Raw genomic sequence first — 21,615 nt, forward strand, 5'->3', positions numbered from 1 at the left:
GAAAAGCCCGCATCCAAATCAGATGCGGGCTTTTTTTTGGCGCAAAATCAGGAGAAAAATGTTAATGCGAGTGCTTAAATTTGGAGGAACTTCGGTCGCTAATTGCCAGCGTGTGCAGAGCGTCGCCGATATTGCAGAGAAAAAACTTTCTCAGGGAGGGGTTGCGTTAGTGCTTTCTGCCCCGGCAAAAATTACCAACCATCTAGTGGCGATGATCGAAAAAACGGTGGCTGGGCAAGATGTTATTACCCATATGCACGATGCAGAGCGGATCTTTGCTGATTTATTGCAAGGGTTGGCGCAAGCACAACTCGGTTTTAATTATGAGCGGTTAAAAATGGTGGTGGAGCAAGAATTTGCTCAATTGAAACAGGTTTTGCATGGTATTTCATTATTGGGTCAATGCCCGGACAGTATTAACGCTTCACTGATTTGTCGTGGTGAAAAACTCTCTATCGCAATCATGGAGTCTGTATTGCAGGCACGTGGTCACAAAGTCACGGTGATTGATCCGGTAAAAAATCTATTGGCACAAGGTCATTACCTTGAATCTACAGTAGATATTAATGAGTCTACCAAGCGTATTTCTTCTCTGAATATTCCTGATGACCATATTGTCCTGATGGCTGGATTTACTGCCGGCAATGATAAAGGGGAGTTGGTTGTTCTGGGTCGGAATGGTTCTGACTATTCTGCTGCTGTTTTGGCTGCTTGTTTGCGGACTGAATGCTGCGAAATCTGGACAGATGTGGATGGCGTTTATACCTGTGATCCCAGAGTTGTACCGGATGCTCGGCTATTAAAAGGCATGTCCTATCAGGAAGCGATGGAACTCTCTTATTTCGGTGCTAAAGTGCTTCATCCACGGACTATTGCCCCGATTGCCCAATTCCAGATCCCTTGTTTGATTAAAAATACAGCCAATCCAGAGGCACCGGGAACACTTATTGGTGACGGACAGAAAGATGAAAGTACGCCGGTGAAAGGGATTACCAACCTGAGCAATATGGCAATGATCAACGTATCAGGCCCCGGTATGAAAGGGATGGTTGGTATGGCCGCAAGGGTATTTGCTGTTATGTCCCGCAAAGGGATTTCTGTCGTGCTGATTACTCAGTCATCTTCAGAATACAGCATCAGCTTCTGTGTCCCTCAACGTGAATTGGAACGTGCTCGTCAGGCGTTGAGTGAGGAATTCTATCTCGAGCTGAAAGAGGGTGTTCTTGATCCTCTGGATGTGATGGAAAATCTTTCCATTATCTCTGTTGTGGGTGATGGTATGCGTACCTTACGTGGCATCTCTGCCCGTTTCTTCTCCGCACTGGCTCGCGGTAATATCAATATCGTCGCCATCGCACAGGGATCGTCTGAACGTTCTATCTCTGCGGTTATCGACAATGAAATGGCAACGACAGCGGTTCGTCTGTGTCATCAGATGTTATTTAATACCGATCAGGTGATCGAGCTCTTTGTTGTTGGTGTTGGTGGTGTTGGCAGTGTTTTACTTGAGCAGATCCGTCGTCAGCAAACCTGGCTGAAACAAAAGCACATTGATTTACGGGTATGTGGTATCGCCAATTCACGAGCTATGCTGACGGATATGAGAGGTATTTGTCTTGATAACTGGCAGCAATGTTTATCTGAGGCCAAAGAGCCATTTAGCCTAAGCCGTCTAATTCGCCTGGAGAAAGAGTACCATTTGCTTAATCCGGTGATAGTCGATTGTACCTCCAGTCAGCAAATTGCTGACCAATATGCCAGTTTCCTGAGTGATGGTTTCAACGTGGTAACGCCGAATAAAAAAGCCAATACTTCGTCAATGGCTTATTATCGTCAGATCCGTAAGGCAGCAGAGAAATCTAAACGTAAATTTTTGTATGACACCAATGTGGGTGCGGGTTTGCCGGTTATTGAGAACTTACAAAACCTGCTTAACGCGGGTGATGAACTGGTGCAGTTCAATGGTATTCTTTCCGGTTCTCTCTCTTTCATTTTTGGTATGTTGGATGAAGGGATGTCATTATCTCAGGCGACTTTACTGGCGAAAGAGAAAGGCTATACCGAACCGGATCCTCGTGATGATCTCTCCGGTATGGATGTTGCCCGTAAGCTATTGATCCTTGCTCGTGAATCAGGTTATGAACTTGAACTGGGGGATATTGATGTGGAGCCTGTGCTGCCAGCCTCTTTTGATAGTAGCGGTAGTGTGGATACTTTCCTTGAACATTTGCCCTTTCTTGATCAAGTTTTCAGCCAGCGTGTGGCAGAAGCGAAGGAACAAGGAAAAGTGTTGCGCTATGTTGGTATGATTGAAAATGGCCGGTGCAGAGTGAAAATCTCCGCGGTGGATGGTAATGATCCGCTTTATAAAGTTAAAAATGGCGAAAATGCGCTGGCATTCTATACGCGTTACTACCAACCAATACCGTTGGTACTGCGGGGTTACGGGGCAGGTAATGATGTCACTGCCGCAGGTGTTTTCGCAGATATGTTGCGTACTTTATCTTGGAAACAGGGAGTTTAATTGTGGTTAAAGTCTATGCGCCCGCATCTATCGGGAATGTCAGTGTTGGGTTTGATGTGCTGGGAGCAGCGGTCTCTCCTGTTGATGGTACTTTATTAGGTGACTGTGTTACTGTCCGGGCTGCGGAGAGTTTTAGCTTGCGTAATGAAGGACGGTTTGTCGGAAAGTTACCTGCGGAGCCGGAGTACAATATCGTGTATCAGTGCTGGCAGCTGTTTTGCCAGCATTTAGGTAAACAATTACCCGTGGAAATGACGCTGGAAAAGAATATGCCAATTGGTTCTGGTCTTGGCTCCAGCGCGTGTTCGGTTGTGGCGGGCTTGATGGCGCTGAACGAATTTACGGGGCACCCATTCAGTGAACACCAATTACTGGAAATGATGGGGCAACTGGAAGGGCGTATTTCCGGCAGCATTCACTATGATAATGTCGCTCCATGCTACCTTGGTGGTTTGCAATTGATTATGGAACAGGAGGACATTATCTGTCAGCCGGTACCGTCATTTGATGAGTGGCTATGGGTGATGGTCTATCCGGGAATCAACGTTTCCACTGCGGAAGCCAGAGCCATTTTACCGGCAAAATATTCGAAACAGGATGTTATCGACCACGGACGTTTTCTGGCTGGTTTTATTCATGCTTGCCATACACGGCAGCCAGAATTGGCAGCCAGATTGATGAAAGATGTGGTTGCTGAACCGTATCGGACGCAACTGCTCCCGGGTTTTACCGAGGCCCGTGAGGCAGCAAAAGCGATAGGTGCGTTGACCTGTGGTATTTCTGGTTCCGGCCCGACGTTGTTTTCCATTTGTAATGATATGACTACCGCAGAGAAAATGGCGCAGTGGCTGCAACAGCATTATGTTCAGAATGATGAAGGTTTTGTACACATTTGCCGTCTGGATCTTGCAGGCGCACGACAGATAGGGTAACGGAACGGATGAAACTGTATAACTTAAAAGACAATCGCGAGCAGGTGAGTTTTGCGCAGGCGGTAAAGCAGGGATTAGGCAAACAGCAAGGGCTTTTTTTCCCGCAAGATTTGCCAGAATTTAACCGTGAAGAAATTGATCAGCTACTGAAATTGGATTTTGTCACCCGCAGTGGCCATATTCTTTCGGCGTTTATTGGTGATGAGATTCCGCCAGAACAACTGGCGGCACGGGTTAAGAGCGCTTTTACTTTCCCGGCGCCTGTGGCAAAAGTGGAAAATGATGTTGCAACACTGGAATTGTTCCACGGCCCGACTCTGGCATTTAAAGATTTTGGTGGTCGTTTTATGGCGCAAATGCTGGCACAGGTTGCTGGTGAGCAGCCTGTGACTATCCTGACCGCGACTTCCGGTGATACTGGTGCAGCGGTAGCACACGCCTTTTATGGGTTGAACAATGTACAGGTGGTGATCCTGTATCCGCAGGGAAAAATCAGCCCGTTACAGGAAAAACTGTTCTGTACATTGGGCGGTAATATTCATACGGTAGCGATTGATGGTGATTTTGATGATTGCCAGGCGCTGGTTAAGCAGGCGTTTGATGATAATGAATTAAAACAGGCTCTGTATCTCAATTCAGCTAACTCAATTAACATCAGCCGCTTGTTGGCGCAAATTTGCTATTACTTTGAGGCGGTTGCTCAATTACCAGAAGATAAACGTGGACAACTGGTTATCTCTGTACCCAGTGGGAATTTTGGTGATTTGACCGCGGGTTTATTGGCGAAATCAATGGGGTTGCCGGTAAAACGCTTTATTGCGGCGACTAATGTTAACGATACCGTTCCACGTTACCTGACCGATGGAAAATGGGTGCCTCATCAGACAGTTGCCACGCTTTCCAATGCAATGGATGTTAGTCAGCCAAACAACTGGCCGCGTATTGAAGAATTGTTTTATCGTAAATCCTGGCCGCTAAGTGAATTGAGCCATGGTGTAGTCAGTGATGAAGTGACTAAAGAGACGATTAAGGCGCTGGCTAAACTGGGTTATATCTCTGAGCCTCATGCTGCTATTGCTTACCGTGTTCTGCGTGATCAGTTACAGGAAGGTGAGTATGGGCTGTTTCTCGGTACGGCTCATCCGGCGAAATTTAAAGAGAGTGTGGAGCAAATTTTGGGAGAGGAATTACCCTTGCCTGAAGCTTTGGCAGAACGGGCTGATTTAGCGTTATTGTCCCATTGCTTACCCGCAAATTTTGCTGAATTGCGGGCTTTCCTGCTGGAAAGAGCACCTGAGTAATTAAGAAAATAAGCGCCGCACAGATCATGCGGCGTTTATTTTCTTATCAATGATAAAAGTTTTAGTGTTGTTCCGGGCGTTTGAATACCAGCTCGTTCCCTTTGGATAACGACTCATCAAAGGTATAGCCATCCAGATTAAACTCCACCAGATGGTCAGATTGGGTTAGCTGATTTTGAATAATAAACCGGCTCATCAGTCCACGAGCTTTTTTCGCATAAAAACTGATGATTTTATATTTACCGTTTTTCTCATCAAGGAATACGGGTTTGATAATTTTACCGGCTAACTTTTTCGTATTAACGGATTTGAAGTATTCATCGGAAGCCAGATTAACCAATATATTATCGCCTTGCTGCGCCAGGGCTTCATTAAGCTTTTCCGTGATCAGATCTCCCCAGAAAGAGTAGAGATCTCTACCGCGTTTATTTTCCAGTTTGATCCCCATTTCCAGTCGGTAAGGTTGCATCAGATCCAAAGGACGAAGCACGCCGTAAAGGCCGGACAAGATCCGCAGATGATCCTGAGCAAAATCAAAATCCCTATCGGAAAAAACTTCAGCTTGCATACCGGTATAAACATCACCTTTAAATGCCAGAATAGCCTGACGTGCATTTTCTGGTGTGAAATCAGCATGCCACTCGCCAAAACGAGCTGCATTCAGACCAGCAAGTTTATCGCTGATACCCATCAGGCTGGCAATTTGAGCAGGCGTCAGTTCTCGACAGATACTGATTAACTGCTTTGATTGGTCGAGTAATTCTGGCTGACTGTATTTTTCCGTGGCAAACGGACTTTCATAATCAAGGGTTTTTGCTGGTGAAATAGTAATAAGCATAATATCGTCCCGGTTGTTCAGATTGAGCTACTTTAATAAAAACTCAGGTGAAAAGAATAATAACAACGATAACGGAAACTGTGAGGCATTTTATTTACACTGTTTGAAAACATTTGCGAACCAACTAACTGTTAGTGATCGTTTTTACCGCCTTGCAGCAAGGCCTTGCCGTGTTATCATCAATGGATGGCTCAGTAACAATGCCTTAATTTCACGCATAACGATGAGATATGACAAAATGACCGATAAACTAACTTCCCTGCGTAAACTGACAACAGTAGTAGCAGATACCGGGGATATTGCGGCGATGAAACTTTATCAGCCACAAGATGCTACAACTAACCCATCTCTGATCCTTAACGCTGCACAGATCCCTGAATACCGCAAACTCATTGATGAAGCCATTGCGTGGGCGCGTGAACAAAGTGATTCCCGTGAGCAGCAGATTGTGGATGCCAGCGATAAACTGGCTGTGAATATTGGTCTGGAAATTCTGAAACTGATCCCTGGCCGTATCTCTACAGAAGTTGATGCCCGTCTGTCTTATGACACCGAAGGTAGCGTAGCTAAAGCTAAGCGCCTGATTAAGCTGTATAACGAGGCGGGTATCAGCAATGATCGTATTTTGATCAAACTCGCTTCAACCTGGCAAGGTATCCGTGCGGCTGAACAGTTAGAAAAACAAGGTATTAACTGTAACCTGACTCTGCTGTTCTCTTTCGCTCAGGCCCGCGCTTGTGCAGAAGCGGGTGTTTACCTGATTTCTCCATTCGTTGGTCGTATCCTCGATTGGTATAAAGCGAACAGTGATCAGAAAGAGTACGCTCCACACGAAGATCCGGGCGTAGTTTCTGTGACGGAAATCTATCAATATTATAAAGAACATGGCTATGACACTGTTGTGATGGGCGCAAGTTTCCGTAACTCCGGTGAGATCTTGGAATTAGCGGGTTGTGACCGTTTAACTATTGCACCTGCGCTGCTGAAAGAGCTGTCTGAAACTCAGGGTGAGGTTGAATGTAAGCTGGGTTATAGCGGTGAAATTAAAGCGCGCCCGGTGCCACTGAATGAAGCTCAGTTCTATTGGGAACATCATCAGGATGCAATGGCTACAGAAAAACTGGCGGATGGCATCCGTAAATTTGCTGTAGATCAGGGAAAACTTGAGAAGATGATCGCTGAGCTGCTGTAATTACAGGTTATAAACTATTCTTTTTGCTTTAAAGGCGGCATAATTAGCCGCCTTTTTGCTGTTAGTTAATTATGTATTATTGAGGTTTGTATGAATGAATTGCGCATTGGCCTGGTATCCGTCTCTGATCGTGCATCAAGCGGTGTTTATCAGGACAAAGGGATTCCGGCACTGGAAAAGTGGTTAAAAAGTGCTATTACAACACCTTTCAGTATAGAAACGCGTCTAATCCCTGATGAGCAGATTATCATTGAACAAACCCTGTGCGAGCTGGTGGATGAAATCGGCTGTCATCTGGTTTTGACTACCGGTGGAACTGGCCCTGCACGCCGTGATGTGACTCCTGATGCAACATTAGCGGTTGCAGATCGTGAAATGCCAGGCTATGGCGAACAGATGCGCCAGATCAGCCTGAAATTTGTTCCAACCGCAATCCTATCCCGCCAAGTTGGCGTTATTCGCAAACAGGCGCTTATTTTGAACTTACCAGGGCAACCAAAAGCAATAGCAGAAACGTTGGAAGGTTTGAAAGACGAAAATGGCAATGTTCTGGTATCCGGCATTTTTGCCAGCGTGCCGTATTGTATCCAATTGCTGGATGGCCCATATATCGAAACCGATGATAAGGTAGTTGCTGCTTTTAGACCGAAAAGTGCTCGTCGCTGAATGAACTTATCGAGTCAAATATCGCAGTGAGACGCTGGAATAGAAAAAAATCATTCCAGCTACCAATTTGTTTTTGTAAACAATGTTTCCTATACATTGGTTTTTAATTTTAGATTCAAAGCTTCTCGTGCAGCAGCTATATCGTATGGAAATTCATCCCAATTATGTTTTTCTGGCCAAACACCTCCCCTATATATACCTGGTTCTGTACGACGATAGGTATCTTTATAACTTAATGGTAGAGGTGGGCTTCCATCCCACGCAAGCCAAAGACGAAGTAGTAAACGTTTATTCTCTAACAAATTATCGCCATCATCAAACTTAGTACGAGCGTGGTAAAGTCGATGATTATCTAAAATTAAGAGATCTCCTGCTTCCATTTGTAAGTCTAACGACATGCTTGGCAACTCCAGAATAGAATCTAAAGTATTAAGAGCATCAATCTGCCTATCGGTCAGTCGTGGTGCGTCAGAAAACCTCTGTGAACTTTCAATAAAGCGCCGTACATAACGAGATATAAATACATCATTTTCAAAGGAGAATGGAGGAATGCTGGTCCATCCTAGTTGACCTTCGACTTGAGCATCCCGTCGATCAAACGGTATAGGTTGAGTTAATTCCCATGCATAAGAAGAATTGATTTCTTTTAAATTTTGGAAAGCCCGATAGGAATTAATTAGTCGAGTCTTTCCTCCGTGGAGGGCAGGTCGTATGCAGAGAAGGCATAAAAGGTCACATCTGTCAGTATGGAAAGGCAAAGCAGCCGAGCTTTCATATCCTCTATTTGTTGGATTAAGAATGTCACTATCACGGTTTGTGACTTTACCCAAGAAATCAAGTTTACGACTTTGAGAAACAGGACTACCTAGTTGTAGGCCAAAATTAAAAAATTGATTACAACAGATATCGTCAGTAATGTGAGATATTGGTAAACCACGAATTAGAGCTAAGCCGTATTTTTTTAGTCTAGAAAGAATTTTATTTAGATTGTTACATAGGCCTTCAAAGTCTCCTCCGTAGGATCTAGATTGCATTATCCAGTCTGTTTGTTGAGATAGTTGGAGGCCGTCCCAATCCAAATTATTATATTTTGGTAACTCATTATTTATATTCATTTTTATCTACTCTATATTTGGTTTCTGCTGCCAAAGAGCCTTATTTACGAGCTTTAATTGGAGCTGAAAAGCTTAAGGATATGCAAGATCTATTAGCTGTAGGGTTCATTGATCTTACAATGTTAAGTTGTGGTGTTTTATTTGTATTAGCTGCCTTTATAACGTATTTAAGTTTTCCTAAACAGATTAAAGACCAAGTATCCTATGTTGTTAGTAAAAGTAGGTTTGGTTTTCTTAAAAGTCTCAGGATAGTTTTGGCTTCTAAGCCATTATTGCGCTTAACAGGGATTACTATGGGTACAAATTTCATTGAAGGAGTTATGGTCGTGGAGAGGAGGTTGTAGGGTATCTAAATGGAGTCAGTGCACTATTAGTGATCATATTTATGACTGTTACCTCTGGATATGTGAAGCGTTGGAATCTTGCAGTGGTAGCCCTGTGGGCGATTGGTCTTTCAGCAGGGGCTGTATTGTTAATGGCTCAGAGTCAAAGTTTTGTTCTTTTTGGCATTCTTTACGTATTTTTCATTCTTATGCGTTCACTTTTTGTATTATATTTACGAACTGAACGCGTGAAATACATTCCTGTGGCGAACTTTGGTCAAGTCCTTGGAGTTATGATAGCGATGATTTTATCTACTTTTCCTCTATCAGGGGCTTTTGTTGTATTGACCTCTGATTGGTTAGAAAATAATACTATTCTCATTTGCTCTGTTTTTGTAGCTAGTATTATTTATTTGAATTCATATCTATTGACCTTATATCCACAGAAAGAAGACGTAAAAATAGGAAAAATTGACTAACAACCTAAGTTTAATTGAGATGTTGAGGATTAATATGGATACGATTAATACTGATATTATTAGAGGAGGCTCCTCTAAAGGATTATTTTTGAGTGTAAACGATTTGCCCTCTGCTGGTGAAGAACGAAATGCTATTATTCTCCGTCTTATGGGCTCACCTGATCTACGACAAATTGATGGGTTAGGAGGAGCTGATAAATTGACAAGCAAAGTCGCATTAATAGGGCCTCCAAGTAGGAGTGATTGTGATATTTCATATCATTTTGGACAGGTTGGTACAGATAAACCAACTATTGATTGGAGTTCTAATTGCGGAAATATCAGTGCTGGAGCTGCCTTATATGCAGCATATAAAGGTGTTGGAAAATATCATGACAGTGATCGCTTAATTAACATTGAGCAAGTCAATACGGGTCGTATATTAAAGGCAAGAGTTCCAATGAATGGGACTATTCCAGCGAAGAATGGTGACTATGTAATAGGAGGAGCTCCTGGATCGGGTCCTCGAATAGATTTGGATTTTTGTGACTTCGCAGGATCCTGCTTCGGCGGTGGGTTATTTCCAACTGGTTGTAGCCGAGATTATTTTTATATACCAAGTCTTGGTAACATTGAGATTACTATTTTAGATATGGCTAATTTTCATATTTTTGTAAGAGCAAAGGATTTAAAATTAATAAATATAAACTCAGTATTGGAACTTCAGAATGATAAAAAATTAATATCTGTTCTAGAAGATATACGTAAAACAGTGTCCATAGAATTAGGTTTTGTAGATCTAGAACATGCTGAACGATACTTACAGATTTCCATGAACCCTTTGGTTCATATCATAGATCTTCCTTCAAAAATTCAATTGTTGAATGGTAAGTTTTTGTACCCAGAGAATATGGATCTAATAGGTCTTTCTTTTTCTAGAGGTATATTTTCAAAAGCTTTTCCTGGCACAGGTGCAGTTGGTACAGCAGTAGCCTGTAGTATTATAGGTACTATTCCAAGCGAATTGCAGCAATCCAAAAATTTCGGGAGTGGAATTATGGATTGGGTAATATGTCATCCAGGTGGCCTACTCACTGTTACTACTGAGTTGGTTAATAATGGTGGTGTTATCGCTATATGAAAGGCTTTATTGGGAAGGACGGCTCGTTTATTAATGTCAGGAACAGCTTTCTTATAAAAATATTTGATGATAAATTTATTATAATATTGGCAGGTAAATAAGATTCCAAAATAGTGCTACATCTTATATCACTAATAATCCTATGTATAACAATGGGTTGAAGATGGATATGTATAGCGGAATTATGAAACGTTATTTACTTCTAGATTGGATTCTTAATGAAAAACGAGAATTGGGAAGAAAGTAAAAAACTCTTTTTCCTCAACTCATAATTTACAGTTATTTCATTTCTCTTTGATGAGAACTTTAACGATTTGGCATTTTTGCCAGAGTGCCGTATTGTATTCAATTGCTGGATGGCCCATATATCGAAACCGATGATAAGGTAGTTGCTGTTTTTAGACCGAAAAGTGCTCGTCGCTGAACAATGAACTCACTGTGGAAGGAATCAAAAAAATCGAGCTTTTATCTGATACTTATCGAAAGCAACTTCAACATTATAAGTCTATAATTCATTTAGCATGTTGATTAGTTGTTTGGAATAAATTCCGAGGTGAAAAAATGAAACGGTCAAAAAAAGCAAAGGTAATTGGCTTTATTTCTGGTTTAGCATTGATTGTGAGCATAATGGCCTCAATGGCGGTGCAAGCAACGGAAACAAAGACGACGGTAGCCCAGTTAATTAATCAGCGTCTTTCTTACATGAAAGATGTGGCAGGATACAAGGCCGAAAACCATTTACCTATTGAGGTTATGGCTCAGGAAGATAAGGTGCTTACCAAATCAATAAGTGAAGCCGAGTCTTTTGGATTAAGCGGGGAGTCAGTCAGGCCATTTATTGTAATCCAGATGGATGCTGCGAAGGCGATTCAATATCGTTATCGGGCCGATTGGTTGTCAGTTCCTGAAAATGGCTGGCAACCAAAACCGCTGGATGATGTTCGTATTAAAATTAGTGGGTTAAGTACTGAAATTCTCCAACAAATTGCGGTTCTGCTAAAAGACGGAGAAAAGATAAACGTTTCTGACAAGGAAATGTTTATGGCAAATATTCAACAACATAACTTAAAGGATTCGGATAAACAGCAAATTTTTGCTGCGCTTGAAAAAGTGAAATTGAAATAATAGTTGCGTTTTACTCTTCAAAGTCAGTTAGTTTCAGTGCCACAACAAGGATGGAATACCCGAACGCCAGACCGATTAGTCTAGTGATACTGGCGATAACTGAGTGGATAGCCAGAATTTGCGCACTGAATCTAACATGTATTATATATTTTTCTTAAATGGAGTTTACCAGGTAAGTGTATATATCTCTTTGTGGCAGAGTGCTTCCATTAAAACGTTCACCGTCATAAAAAATACATGAAGCCGCAGGGCCTTGTCCACCATAGGGAAGAAAACCACGTTCTTCTTTATGGAGATCCGTATTATGGAGGATGCTTTCTTTGTGGTGTAATTTCTCATCCAGTTGATGAGAAATATAACCACTGGTTCCAAATAAGGAAATGTACATATATCTATAAAGCTTAAATTGTGTTTTATAATCGACATGTTCTGTTTTCCTGGTGAGTTTATTTGTTATCGGATTGTAAACGTTACCATTTGGTCGGGATGTAATTAGAATCACAAAATTATTATTAAATACAATGCTAGATACTTGCCTTTATTCATAATAATTTCAGGTAAATAACGCATTAAGTCATTTTACTGCCACTTTTAGTTAATATTTTTACAAGATATCAATATCATTGTTTTATCTATATGTTTGATTCATTTTCGCACTTTGTGTGAAATCGTTTACATTTGCGTGATTGATATCTCAGATTAGTGTTGATGCCCGTTGTTACACTGCGGTTAGTTCAAGTATTAACAAATATTTTCACAAATGATGTTGAAAAATATAAAAAAGTAGAGACTGTTATGTCTAAGATTGCATTTAACCCTATTGAACATCCCCATCGTCGTTATAATCCTCTAACCGGGCAATGGGTTTTGGTTTCTCCCCATCGAGTGAAGCGGCCGTGGAATGGGAAAGATGAGCAGTCATTAATTGACGATATGCCAAACTATGATGAGCAATGTTTCCTTTGTCCATCAAACGTGCGTATTTCCGGCGAGCAAAATCCTGTTTATCAAGGAACATTTGTTTTCAATAATGATTTTTCGGCTTTAATGCCAGATTCGCCTGATATACCACAATCGCATCACCCGTTATTTAAAATGCAAGGGGTACGAGGATTAAGCCGTGTGATCTGTTTTTCTCCTGATCACAGTAAAACATTACCTGAATTGTCTGTTGAACAAATTCGTCAATTAGTTGATACCTGGAATGAACAAATTGAAATGCTGGGTAAAGAGTATCTCTGGGTGCAATTATTTGAGAATAAAGGAGCAACAATGGGGTGTTCTCAGCCCCATCCACATGGGCAAATCTGGGCAAATAGTTTTTTGCCAAATGAAATTGAGCGTAAAGATAAACAGTTGCAAGCCTATTACCAGGAACATAATTCTAACTTACTGGTGGATTATGTTCAGGCTGAATTAGCTGATGGTGAGCGAGTCGTGGTTAATACCATGCATTGGTTGGCGGTTGTACCTTATTGGGCAGTATGGCCCTATGAAACAATGTTGTTACCTAAAGTTCATGTTCGTCGTATGAGTGAATTAACAGATGAACAACGTGATGATTTAGCGGTCGCACTTAAAAAACTCACTAGCCGTTATGATAATTTATTTCAAAGTTCTTTTCCTTATTCGATGGGCTGGCATTTTGCCCCGTTTTTTGAACAAGATACAGATATTGAGCATTGGCAATTACACGCACTTTTCTATCCGCCGTTATTGCGGTCTGCTACCGTGCGAAAATTCATGGTGGGCTATGAAATGTTTGCTGAAACGCAACGTGATTTAACGGCAGAGCAAGCAGCTCAAATTTTGCGTGCTTTGAGTGATGTGCATTATAAAGAGCAAAAGTGATTATGCCCGGTAGCGATATTTCATTGAAAGTATCGTGCGGTTAACGCTATATTTGAGAATAAAGTGATGAAAACTTTAATTAATTGTGCTAAAGATATTTTTAATTCAGTATTCCATTATACACCGACACATATTATTCAAGCGCCAGGTCGGGTTAATTTGATTGGAGAGCATACTGATTATAATGACGGCTTTGTATTGCCATGTGCCATTAATTACCAAGTTGTGGTTGCTGCGGCGAAGCGACAGGACAATATTATTCGTGTTGTTTCAGTTGATTATGGTAATCAATTAGATGCATTTGATATGAGTCAACCGATTATATTTCACGAAAGTAAAATGTGGGCCAATTATATTCGAGGGGTTGTGAAGTATTTGCTCTGTCGTGGATATACATTTAAAGGGGCAGATATTGTCGTGACTGGCAATGTGCCGCAGGGAGCAGGATTAAGCTCATCGGCCGCATTGGAAACGGCTATTGGTCAAACATTTAAAACCCTTTATCACTTAGCGATTAGCCAAACGGAAATCGCGCTAAATGGACAGCAAGCGGAAAATGAGTTTGTGGGCTGTCATTGTGGCATTATGGATCAATTAATTTCAGTAGAAGGGAAAAATAATTATGCGTTATTAATTGATTGCCGGCATTTAACCACTCAGGCTGTATCTATGCCTAAAGATATGGCGGTTATTATTATTAATTCAAATAAGAAACGAGAATTGGTTGGCAGTGAATACAATATTCGCCGGACTCAATGTGAGCAAGCGGCGGCATTATTTGGTGTTAAAGCTTTACGGGATGTGACGATAGATGAGTTTGAAAAGCGTATCTCTGAGCTTGATGGAGTAGTTGCTAAACGTGCACGCCATGTGATCACCGAAAATGAGCGTACACTTTTGGTAGCCAAAACATTAATGGCAGGTGGTGATATATCGCTAATTGCGGAACTCATGGCACAATCACATCAGTCAATGCGTGATGACTTTGAAATTACTGTACCTGAAATCAATACATTGGTTGATATTGTGAAGCAAGTCATTGGCAAACAGGGTGGAGTGAGAATGACAGGGGGGGGATTTGGCGGTTGTGTGGTTGCTTTAGTGCCACAAGTGCAGGTTGATGCTGTTAAGGCCGCAGTAGCACAACACTATTTTGCATCGACAGGTTTGAAAGAAACCATTTATGTGTGTCAGGTTACGGATGGTGCAAGTCTGGTTGAAACATTGTAAGCGATGGTAAGACGCTTTTACTGGACTGAAAGCGGGAATGGAAGAACTTTCCCTCTTCCAACCCGCGGTTTATGACTATTTTATCTCGCCAATAGGCAGGATAGTGCGGCCATACTGTTCATTCAGTACTTCCGCCATTGCCAGATAAAACGCACTGGCACCACAGATTATCCCTTCATAACCGGCAATCGTCAGAAGGGCAGTGTTTCCGGTAAAGTTGCCAATGGCTAACAAAGCGAATAACAGTGTCAGGCCACCAAAGATAAACTGGAGTATGCGGTTAGTCTTGAAGGTGCCAAAGAACATAAACAGAGTAAAAACACCCCACAAGCCAAGGTATACCGCCAAATACTGACTGCTGGTGGCTTCTGCCAGTCCCATTTTCGGCAGAAACAGTAACCCGACTAGACTGAGCCAAAACAGCCCATAAGAGGTGAAAGCCGTTGCGGCAAAAGTATTGCCTTTCTTATATTCAAAAAGTCCCGCCAGTATTTGGGCCAGACCGCCATAAAAAATGCCCATGCTCAGGACAACTGATGCCAGTGGAAAGAAACCTGCGTTGTGCAGATTAAGCAGAATGGTTGTCATGCCGAACCCCATCAAACCTAAAGGGCCGGGGTTTGCCAACTGATTAGTACTCATAAGTCCTCTGAAAAAAAATCGTATAAAAGTAATAAATAGCAAAGGTGGCGAATCATAATGATCTGTCAGCAAGGAAACAATGACCTGTGAAATAATAAAAAGGTTTTTTTTTCACTCCCCCCTTGATGATGGTTTTAACGGCCCCATCTTATAATCAACCGCAGTTGCTAGTCGTTGTCTTATACAACCGATGTATATAAGCAAAGGTGAGGAATCGCATAGAGGCATAAAAACAGGTGCCGTTGAAAAGCAGATAACCATCCTCATATTGATTAGCAACTTGACTGATTACGAATTTCTTGTGGAGGCGTTTAGATGGGTAAAATTATTGGTATCGACCTGGGAACTACCAACTCTTGTGTAGCTATTATGGATGGCACGACAGCTCGTGTACTGGAAAACAGCGAAGGTGATCGTACAACTCCTTCCATTATTGCATATACCCAGGATGGTGAGACTCTGGTTGGTCAACCGGCTAAACGTCAGGCTGTTACTAACCCGCAAAATACGCTGTTTGCTATTAAGCGTCTGATTGGTCGTCGTTTCCAGGACGAAGAAGCACAACGTGACGTAGCTATCATGCCATACAAAATCATTGCGGCAGATAACGGTGACGCATGGCTGGAAGTGAAAGACCAGAAAATGGCTCCTCCTCAGGTTTCTGCTGAAGTTCTGAAGAAAATGAAGAAAACAGCTGAAGACTACCTGGGTGAGCCGGTAACAGAAGCAGTCATCACTGTACCTGCCTATTTTAACGATGCTCAGCGTCAGGCAACAAAAGACGCGGGTCGTATCGCAGGTCTGGAAGTAAAACGTATTATCAACGAACCAACCGCGGCTGCACTGGCTTACGGCCTGGACAGAGAAGTGGGTAACCGTACTATCGCGGTTTATGACCTTGGTGGTGGTACTTTCGATATCTCTATTATCGAAATTGATGAAGTTGACGGCGAAAAAACCTATGAAGTTCTTGCAACCAACGGTGATACTCACTTGGGTGGTGAAGACTTCGACAGCCGTATGATTAACTATCTGGTTGACGAATTTAAGAAAGATCAGGGCATTGATTTGCGTAATGATCCACTGGCAATGCAACGTCTGAAAGAAGCGGCGGAAAAAGCAAAAATTGAGCTTTCTTCTGCACAGCAGACCGATGTTAACCTGCCGTACATCACTGCGGATGCAACGGGTCCTAAGCACATGAACATCAAAGTAACCCGTGCGAAACTGGAATCATTGGTAGAAGACCTGGTTAAACGTTCTATGGAGCCGGTACGGGTTGCATTGCAAGATGCTGGCCTGTCAGTTTCTGATGTGCAAGATGTGATTCTGGTGGGTGGTCAGACTCGTATGCCAATGGTGCAGAAAGTGGTTGCTGACTTCTTCGGTAAAGAACCACGTAAAGACGTGAACCCTGACGAAGCGGTAGCGATGGGTGCTGCGGTACAGGGCGGTGTTCTGGCTGGTGATGTGAAAGACGTATTGCTTCTGGACGTAACGCCTCTGTCTCTGGGTATCGAAACGATGGGCGGCGTGATGACTTCCCTCATTACGAAAAACACCACTATCCCAACTAAACATAGCCAGGTGTTCTCTACGGCAGAAGATAACCAATCTGCGGTAACTATCCATGTATTGCAGGGTGAGCGTAAACGTTCCGGCGATAACAAATCTCTGGGTCAGTTTAATCTGGATGGTATTCAGCCGGCACCTCGTGGTATGCCTCAGATCGAAGTCACTTTTGACATTGATGCCGACGGCATTCTGCACGTATCTGCTAAAGATAAAAACAGTGGCCGCGAACAGCAGATCACCATTAAGGCTTCTTCTGGTCTGAATGAGGAAGAGATCCAACAGATGGTTCGTGATGCAGAAGCTAACGCTGAATCTGATCGTAAGTTTGAAGAGTTGGTACAGACGCGTAACCAGGCAGATCAACTTGTTCACGGTACTCGTAAACAAGTAGAAGAAGCGGGTGACAAACTGCCAGCAGAAGATAAAACAGCTATTGAAAGCGCGGTAACTGCATTGGAAACTGTCGCTAAAGGCGAAGATAAAGCTGATATCGAAGCGAAAATTCAGGCTCTGGTTCAGGCTTCCGCTAAACTATTAGAAATTGCTCAGCAGCAGGCTCAGGCTGGTGCAGCAGACGCGGGTGACAGCGCGAAAAAAGATGACAACGTTGTAGACGCTGAATTCGAAGAAGTTAAAGACAAAAAATAATTGCCCTTAGCGGGCGCAGTGACAGTGGATAGCAACTGTTGCTGATTAACCGGCACGGGCGTTGAGGGAACTCTGCGCCCGTGCGCGCATGTTAAGGGTAAAATAAGAGATGGCAAAAAGAGATTGTTACGAAGTTTTGGGGGTCTCCAAAACAGCCGACGAAAAAGAGATTAAAAAAGCCTATAAACGGCTGGCAATGAAATATCATCCTGATCGTAATCAGGGCGATAAAGATGCGGAAGGCAAATTCAAAGAAGTTAAAGAAGCCTATGAAATTCTGACTGACGATCAGAAACGAGCTGCTTATGACCAATATGGTCATGCTGCTTTTGAGCAAGGTGGCATGGGCGGCGGTGGCGGCGGTGCTGATTTCAGTGATATCTTTGGTGACGTTTTCGGTGATATCTTCGGTGGTGGTCGTCGTCAGCAGCGTCCAAGCCGCGGTGCAGATTTGCGTTACAGCATGGAACTGACACTGGAAGAAGCGGTTCGTGGTGTGACCAAAGAGATCCGTATCCCGACATTGGAAACCTGTGATGCCTGTCATGGCAGTGGTGCTAAAGCAGGTACCAGCCCTGTCACCTGTTCAACCTGTCAGGGTTCTGGTCAGGTTCATATGCGTCAGGGTTTCTTCACCGTTCAGCAACCTTGCCCACATTGTCATGGTCGTGGTCAGATCATTAAAGATTCTTGTAACAAGTGTCACGGTCATGGTCGTGTCGAAAAATATAAAACACTGTCTGTTAAGATCCCGGCTGGTGTAGACACCGGTGACCGCATTCGCCTGAGTGGTGAGGGTGAAGCGGGTGGTAAGGGCGCACCGGCAGGTGATTTGTATGTTCAGGTACAGGTGAAAAAGCACCATATTTTCGAACGTGAAGAAAATAATCTCTATTGTGAAGTGCCGGTTAACTTTGCAATGGCGGCATTGGGTGGAGAAATCGAAGTTCCAACCCTTGATGGCCGTGTGAAACTGAAAATACCTGCTGAAACCCAGACAGGTAAGATGTTCCGCATGAAAGGTAAAGGCGTTAAATCTGTCCGTGGTGGCGTTCAGGGTGATTTGCTGTGCCGGGTGGTAGTGGAAACTCCGGTTAAATTGAACGAAAGACAGAAAGAATTACTGCGTGAATTGGGAGAGTCTTTAGGTGGCACTGGTGGCGAAGCCAACAGCCCGCGTTCTAAAAGTTTCTTCGATGGTGTAAAGAAATTTTTTGATGATTTAACCAAATAACCGCGCATATCTTCATAATAGAGCTGTGTTTATAAACAAAGCTCAGATTACTGATAAAGTCCTCGTTTTCACGCGAGGACTTTTTGTTTTGGCTGAGAATTATAAGCTAACGGTAATTTGTGTGAGTAAATTATAAGCATCGTCCTCTCTCGGTGTTACTGAGGGGTGATGAGTATAGGATAAGCTGTTGGTCCAATAGACTCCGTTGGAAATACGATACGAATATGACGCGGAAGCAGTTGCACTATAACTTTCAGCAAATTGACCATTGCGGGCGAAGTAATCTTTTGCGTCATCACTAAACTTATTATATGACAAACCAAAAGTAAGCATATCGGTCGGACGTGAATCGAATGGACCAATGCTGAACAACGATAACGAAACATCGGTATTAAACAGGTTACGATCCTTTGGTGCATAGTTGGCTTTACCATCAACATACCAGCCACGGAAAGGCATTGACGCATCCGGTTTGGTTATCTGGCGGGTAACCGCGATATAATGAGAGTAGGTATGATCTTCATATTCTGAGTTGTTATAGTTAAAATAAGGTGTTTTATTAAACACCGATCCGCCTCGAACCCAAATCATGTTTTCCGTTTCATTGGCATTGACACGATAACCGACTTCATTGATGACCAACGTACCTGCACTGGGAACTTTCCAGCGCAGACCGTAAGTATTATATTTTGAGTCTGCTCTTAAACCTTCTGAACTTTGACTTCTAGCAACCCCAATGTGGTCATACCAACGTTTGTTTTTTGACAAAAACCGAACGTCTATAGATGGGCTTGGTTTTGTACTGGTTAGGCCAGCCTGGGACAACATCACGCTAGTCGGCCCCAGAGCTGATGATGCGGTACTGCTACCTAAAAACAACCCATAGAAATGAGATAACAGTGTCGTATAACCGTAATTCAATATCACCTGATCATTAAACAAAGGTTGGTTAATAGAAAAAGCGGAAATAAAAGGATGCCCATCTTGACCGTTATCTTTAAAATTATTGTAGGCATAGTTTAGACTTGCGCGTAGTTGTGCTTTATCGGTAAAACCAATCCGCGATAAATCATAGGTAAGTTCTGTAATAACCATATTACCGGTGGTTAAGCGTTGACCCATATAGTTAGGATTAGGCGTATTTTTCCAGCTTCTTGCAACGTCGTAGGTCAGATTGGTTAGCATTTGAACATTGGCGTAAAAGCCACGATCTGCCATCTCTTTTCTGAGACCGCCCCATGCAGGAAATGCAGTGTCGCAGGCAGATGCAACAGAAGGTGTCTCCGGTCCTCTTGGTAAAAGGGCATCATATGAGTGACAATCACTTTCTGACGCCGCAACTATATTGCTATAAAGTAGAATAAGTGGAAGTATTGATAAAAGAAACTTATTGGCTATTTTCATTTTTTACCTCTGGGGCTTTAAGAATATTTCCGTGACTGCTGATAACATCTTGATACCAGTTAAAACTTTTCTTACGCCGCCGTTCCAGCGTGCCATTGCCTTGATCATCACGATCAACATAAATAAACCCGTATCGTTTTGACATTTCCGCGGTAGAAGCGCTGACCAAATCTATTGGCCCCCATGAGGTATATCCTAATAACTGAACACCATCTTCAATGGCTTCCCGTACCTGGAATAAATGATCGTTGAGATATTGAATACGATAATCATCAATAATAGTGCCATCGTCTTGAATAACATCTCTGGCGCCCAAACCATTTTCTACAATAAACAGTGGCTTCTGATAACGGTCGTATAACATATTAAGCAGATAACGAATGCCCTTGGGATCTATTTGCCACCCCCATTCTGAACTAGACAAATAAGGGTTTTTCACCGGATTAATCAGATTCCCTGCGCTTTTGGTTATCTCCGGATCTGTCGTTGCACAACAGCTCATGTAGTAACTAAAAGAAAGGAAATCGACGGTTTCTTTGAGCATTTGTGTATCTTCATCTGTTATATCGAGCGTAATATTCTGCTCTTTAAACAGGCGTGTCATATAGGATGGATAATACCCACGCGCCTGTACATCAAAAAAGAACAGCCATTCTCTATTCTTTTTCAATGATTCTAATACATCATCAGGATGACAAGTTAATGGGTAGTGAGATGTTGCTGCTACCATATTACCAATTTTTGCATCGGGAATAATTTCATGGCAGGCTTTGACGGCTTTAGCGCTGGCAACGAGCTGATGGTGTAGTGCCTGATAAATATCCTGAATTTTGCTGTTTTCCGGTAAGCCTGCGCCGGTAAAGCAAGAAAATAAGGACATGTTAATTTCATTGAATGTCAGCCAGTATTTTACTTTATGTTTGTAACGTTCGAAGACAGTTCTGGCATAACGGTCAAAAAACTCAATTGTCTTACGATTTCCCCAACCACCATATTTTTTTACTAAGCCATAAGGCATTTCAAAATGAGAAAGTGTAATCAATGGTTGAATATGATATTTACCCATTTCATCAAAAAGGCGATCATAAAAAGCCAGACCATTTTCATTCGGTGTTTCTTCATCACCTTCAGGAAATATACGCGTCCAGGCGATAGATGTTCTCAGGCATTTAAATCCCATTTCAGCAAACAGTGCAATATCGTCAGGATAACGATGGTAAAAATCAATACCAATATCTTTGATATGAAAATCACCCAAATTGCGTTCTATACTGTGGTCAATAACGCCGTGAGGTTGCATATCTGAGGTTGATAGCCCTTTTCCATCTGTTTGATAAGCGCCTTCGGCCTGATTTGCAGCTAATGCTCCTCCCCAAAGGAAGTCTGCTGGAAATTGTTTTTTCATAGTTTTCCTCT

The 21,615-nt window shown here is 42.6% G+C and carries 18 protein-coding genes, 1 pseudogene and 1 other annotated feature (1 of these 20 running past the window's edge); of the genes and pseudogenes, 13 read left to right on the forward strand and 6 right to left on the reverse strand.

The annotated features are described in order from the left end of the window. Positions 1 to 39, forward strand: a sequence feature (Thr leader region); it begins 83 nt to the left of the window's first position. 25 nt (positions 40 to 64) lie between these two features. From thrA to thrC, 3 genes are read left to right on the forward strand one after another with little or no spacing between them, the layout of a single operon-like run. Further along, positions 65 to 2,524 (forward strand): bifunctional aspartate kinase/homoserine dehydrogenase I, encoded by a 2,460-nt coding sequence (thrA, locus tag C5470_RS01200; protein ID WP_166285266.1) that lies wholly within the window; start codon positions 65 to 67, stop codon positions 2,522 to 2,524. Continuing rightward, positions 2,506 to 3,456, forward strand: coding sequence for a homoserine kinase (thrB, locus tag C5470_RS01205; RefSeq protein WP_152963519.1), 951 nt, complete (start codon positions 2,506 to 2,508; stop codon positions 3,454 to 3,456). Before thrA ends, thrB begins: the two co-directional genes overlap by 19 nt. Positions 3,457 to 3,464: 8 nt before the next feature. Next, positions 3,465 to 4,757, forward strand: a complete 1,293-nt coding sequence (gene thrC / locus C5470_RS01210) for a threonine synthase (RefSeq protein WP_166285268.1) — start codon at positions 3,465 to 3,467, stop codon at positions 4,755 to 4,757. Positions 4,758 to 4,818: 61 nt separating this feature from the next. Here the strand turns inward: thrC and yaaA are convergent, their stop codons facing one another. Next, positions 4,819 to 5,595 (reverse strand): peroxide stress protein YaaA, encoded by a 777-nt coding sequence (gene yaaA / locus C5470_RS01215; protein ID WP_166285270.1) that lies wholly within the window; start codon positions 5,593 to 5,595, stop codon positions 4,819 to 4,821. 238 nt (positions 5,596 to 5,833) lie between these two features. On the opposite strand from yaaA, the gene tal reads away from it, so the two are divergent. Next, positions 5,834 to 6,787: a transaldolase gene (gene tal / locus C5470_RS01220; protein ID WP_166285272.1), complete on the forward strand. Its 954-nt coding sequence runs from the start codon at positions 5,834 to 5,836 to the stop codon at positions 6,785 to 6,787. Positions 6,788 to 6,877: 90 nt separating this feature from the next. Continuing rightward, a complete protein-coding gene (mog, locus tag C5470_RS01225) occupies positions 6,878 to 7,453 on the forward strand; it encodes a molybdopterin adenylyltransferase (protein ID WP_132354594.1) in 576 nt (191 codons plus the stop codon). A gap of 89 nt (positions 7,454 to 7,542) precedes the next feature. Here mog and C5470_RS01230 read toward each other — a convergent pair whose 3' ends face one another. Further along, complete coding sequence (locus C5470_RS01230) at positions 7,543 to 8,568, reverse strand: TauD/TfdA family dioxygenase (protein WP_166285274.1); 1,026 nt, start codon at positions 8,566 to 8,568, stop codon at positions 7,543 to 7,545. 385 nt (positions 8,569 to 8,953) lie between these two features. Here C5470_RS01230 and C5470_RS01235 point away from each other — a divergent pair, with 385 nt between their 5' ends. The 4 genes and pseudogenes from C5470_RS01235 to C5470_RS01250 all read left to right on the forward strand — a co-directional run bounded on the left by C5470_RS01235 (position 8,954) and on the right by C5470_RS01250 (position 11,615). Then, entirely contained in the window at positions 8,954 to 9,370 is a 417-nt protein-coding gene (locus tag C5470_RS01235; protein WP_166285276.1) for a hypothetical protein, read from the forward strand. 34 nt (positions 9,371 to 9,404) lie between these two features. Then, positions 9,405 to 10,490, forward strand: a complete 1,086-nt coding sequence (locus tag C5470_RS01240; RefSeq protein WP_166285278.1) for a PrpF domain-containing protein — start codon at positions 9,405 to 9,407, stop codon at positions 10,488 to 10,490. A gap of 316 nt (positions 10,491 to 10,806) precedes the next feature. After that, a pseudogene (mogA, locus tag C5470_RS01245) lies at positions 10,807 to 10,914 on the forward strand (molybdopterin adenylyltransferase); the annotation flags it as partial. Between the two features lie 137 nt (positions 10,915 to 11,051). Continuing rightward, entirely contained in the window at positions 11,052 to 11,615 is a 564-nt protein-coding gene (locus tag C5470_RS01250) for a chorismate mutase (protein WP_166285280.1), read from the forward strand. A gap of 154 nt (positions 11,616 to 11,769) precedes the next feature. Here C5470_RS01250 and C5470_RS01255 read toward each other — a convergent pair whose 3' ends face one another. Further along, positions 11,770 to 12,003, reverse strand: coding sequence for a hypothetical protein (locus C5470_RS01255; RefSeq protein WP_166285282.1), 234 nt, complete (start codon positions 12,001 to 12,003; stop codon positions 11,770 to 11,772). 407 nt (positions 12,004 to 12,410) lie between these two features. Between C5470_RS01255 and C5470_RS01260 the strand changes: the two genes are divergently transcribed. Beyond that, the gene (locus C5470_RS01260; RefSeq protein ID WP_166285284.1) at positions 12,411 to 13,466 is read left to right on the forward strand and encodes a UDP-glucose--hexose-1-phosphate uridylyltransferase; all 1,056 of its coding nucleotides are present in this window, start codon (positions 12,411 to 12,413) and stop codon (positions 13,464 to 13,466) included. Between the two features lie 66 nt (positions 13,467 to 13,532). Continuing rightward, a complete protein-coding gene (galK, locus tag C5470_RS01265; RefSeq protein ID WP_166285286.1) occupies positions 13,533 to 14,696 on the forward strand; it encodes a galactokinase in 1,164 nt (387 codons plus the stop codon). Between the two features lie 75 nt (positions 14,697 to 14,771). On the opposite strand, the gene satP is transcribed toward galK, so the two are convergent. Next, on the reverse strand, positions 14,772 to 15,338 hold the full coding sequence (gene satP / locus C5470_RS01270; RefSeq protein ID WP_166285288.1) for an acetate uptake transporter: 567 nt from the start codon (positions 15,336 to 15,338) through the stop codon (positions 14,772 to 14,774). Positions 15,339 to 15,653: 315 nt separating this feature from the next. On the opposite strand from satP, the gene dnaK reads away from it, so the two are divergent. Together dnaK and dnaJ are read left to right on the forward strand one after the other, a co-directional pair. Next, a complete protein-coding gene (gene dnaK / locus C5470_RS01275; protein ID WP_166285290.1) occupies positions 15,654 to 17,561 on the forward strand; it encodes a molecular chaperone DnaK in 1,908 nt (635 codons plus the stop codon). A gap of 109 nt (positions 17,562 to 17,670) precedes the next feature. Then, on the forward strand, positions 17,671 to 18,795 hold the full coding sequence (gene dnaJ, locus C5470_RS01280; protein ID WP_166285292.1) for a molecular chaperone DnaJ: 1,125 nt from the start codon (positions 17,671 to 17,673) through the stop codon (positions 18,793 to 18,795). 99 nt (positions 18,796 to 18,894) lie between these two features. Here the strand turns inward: dnaJ and C5470_RS01285 are convergent, their stop codons facing one another. Next, on the reverse strand, positions 18,895 to 20,013 hold the full coding sequence (locus C5470_RS01285; protein ID WP_242687780.1) for a carbohydrate porin: 1,119 nt from the start codon (positions 20,011 to 20,013) through the stop codon (positions 18,895 to 18,897). A gap of 169 nt (positions 20,014 to 20,182) precedes the next feature. Next, on the reverse strand, positions 20,183 to 21,604 hold the full coding sequence (locus tag C5470_RS01290; protein ID WP_166285296.1) for a glycoside hydrolase family 1 protein: 1,422 nt from the start codon (positions 21,602 to 21,604) through the stop codon (positions 20,183 to 20,185). Between the last annotated feature and the right edge of the window lie 11 nt (positions 21,605 to 21,615).

Origin of the sequence: Photorhabdus stackebrandtii (genome assembly GCF_011189495.1) — a bacterium.
GTDB classification, from domain to species: Bacteria; Pseudomonadota; Gammaproteobacteria; order Enterobacterales; family Enterobacteriaceae; genus Photorhabdus; species Photorhabdus khanii.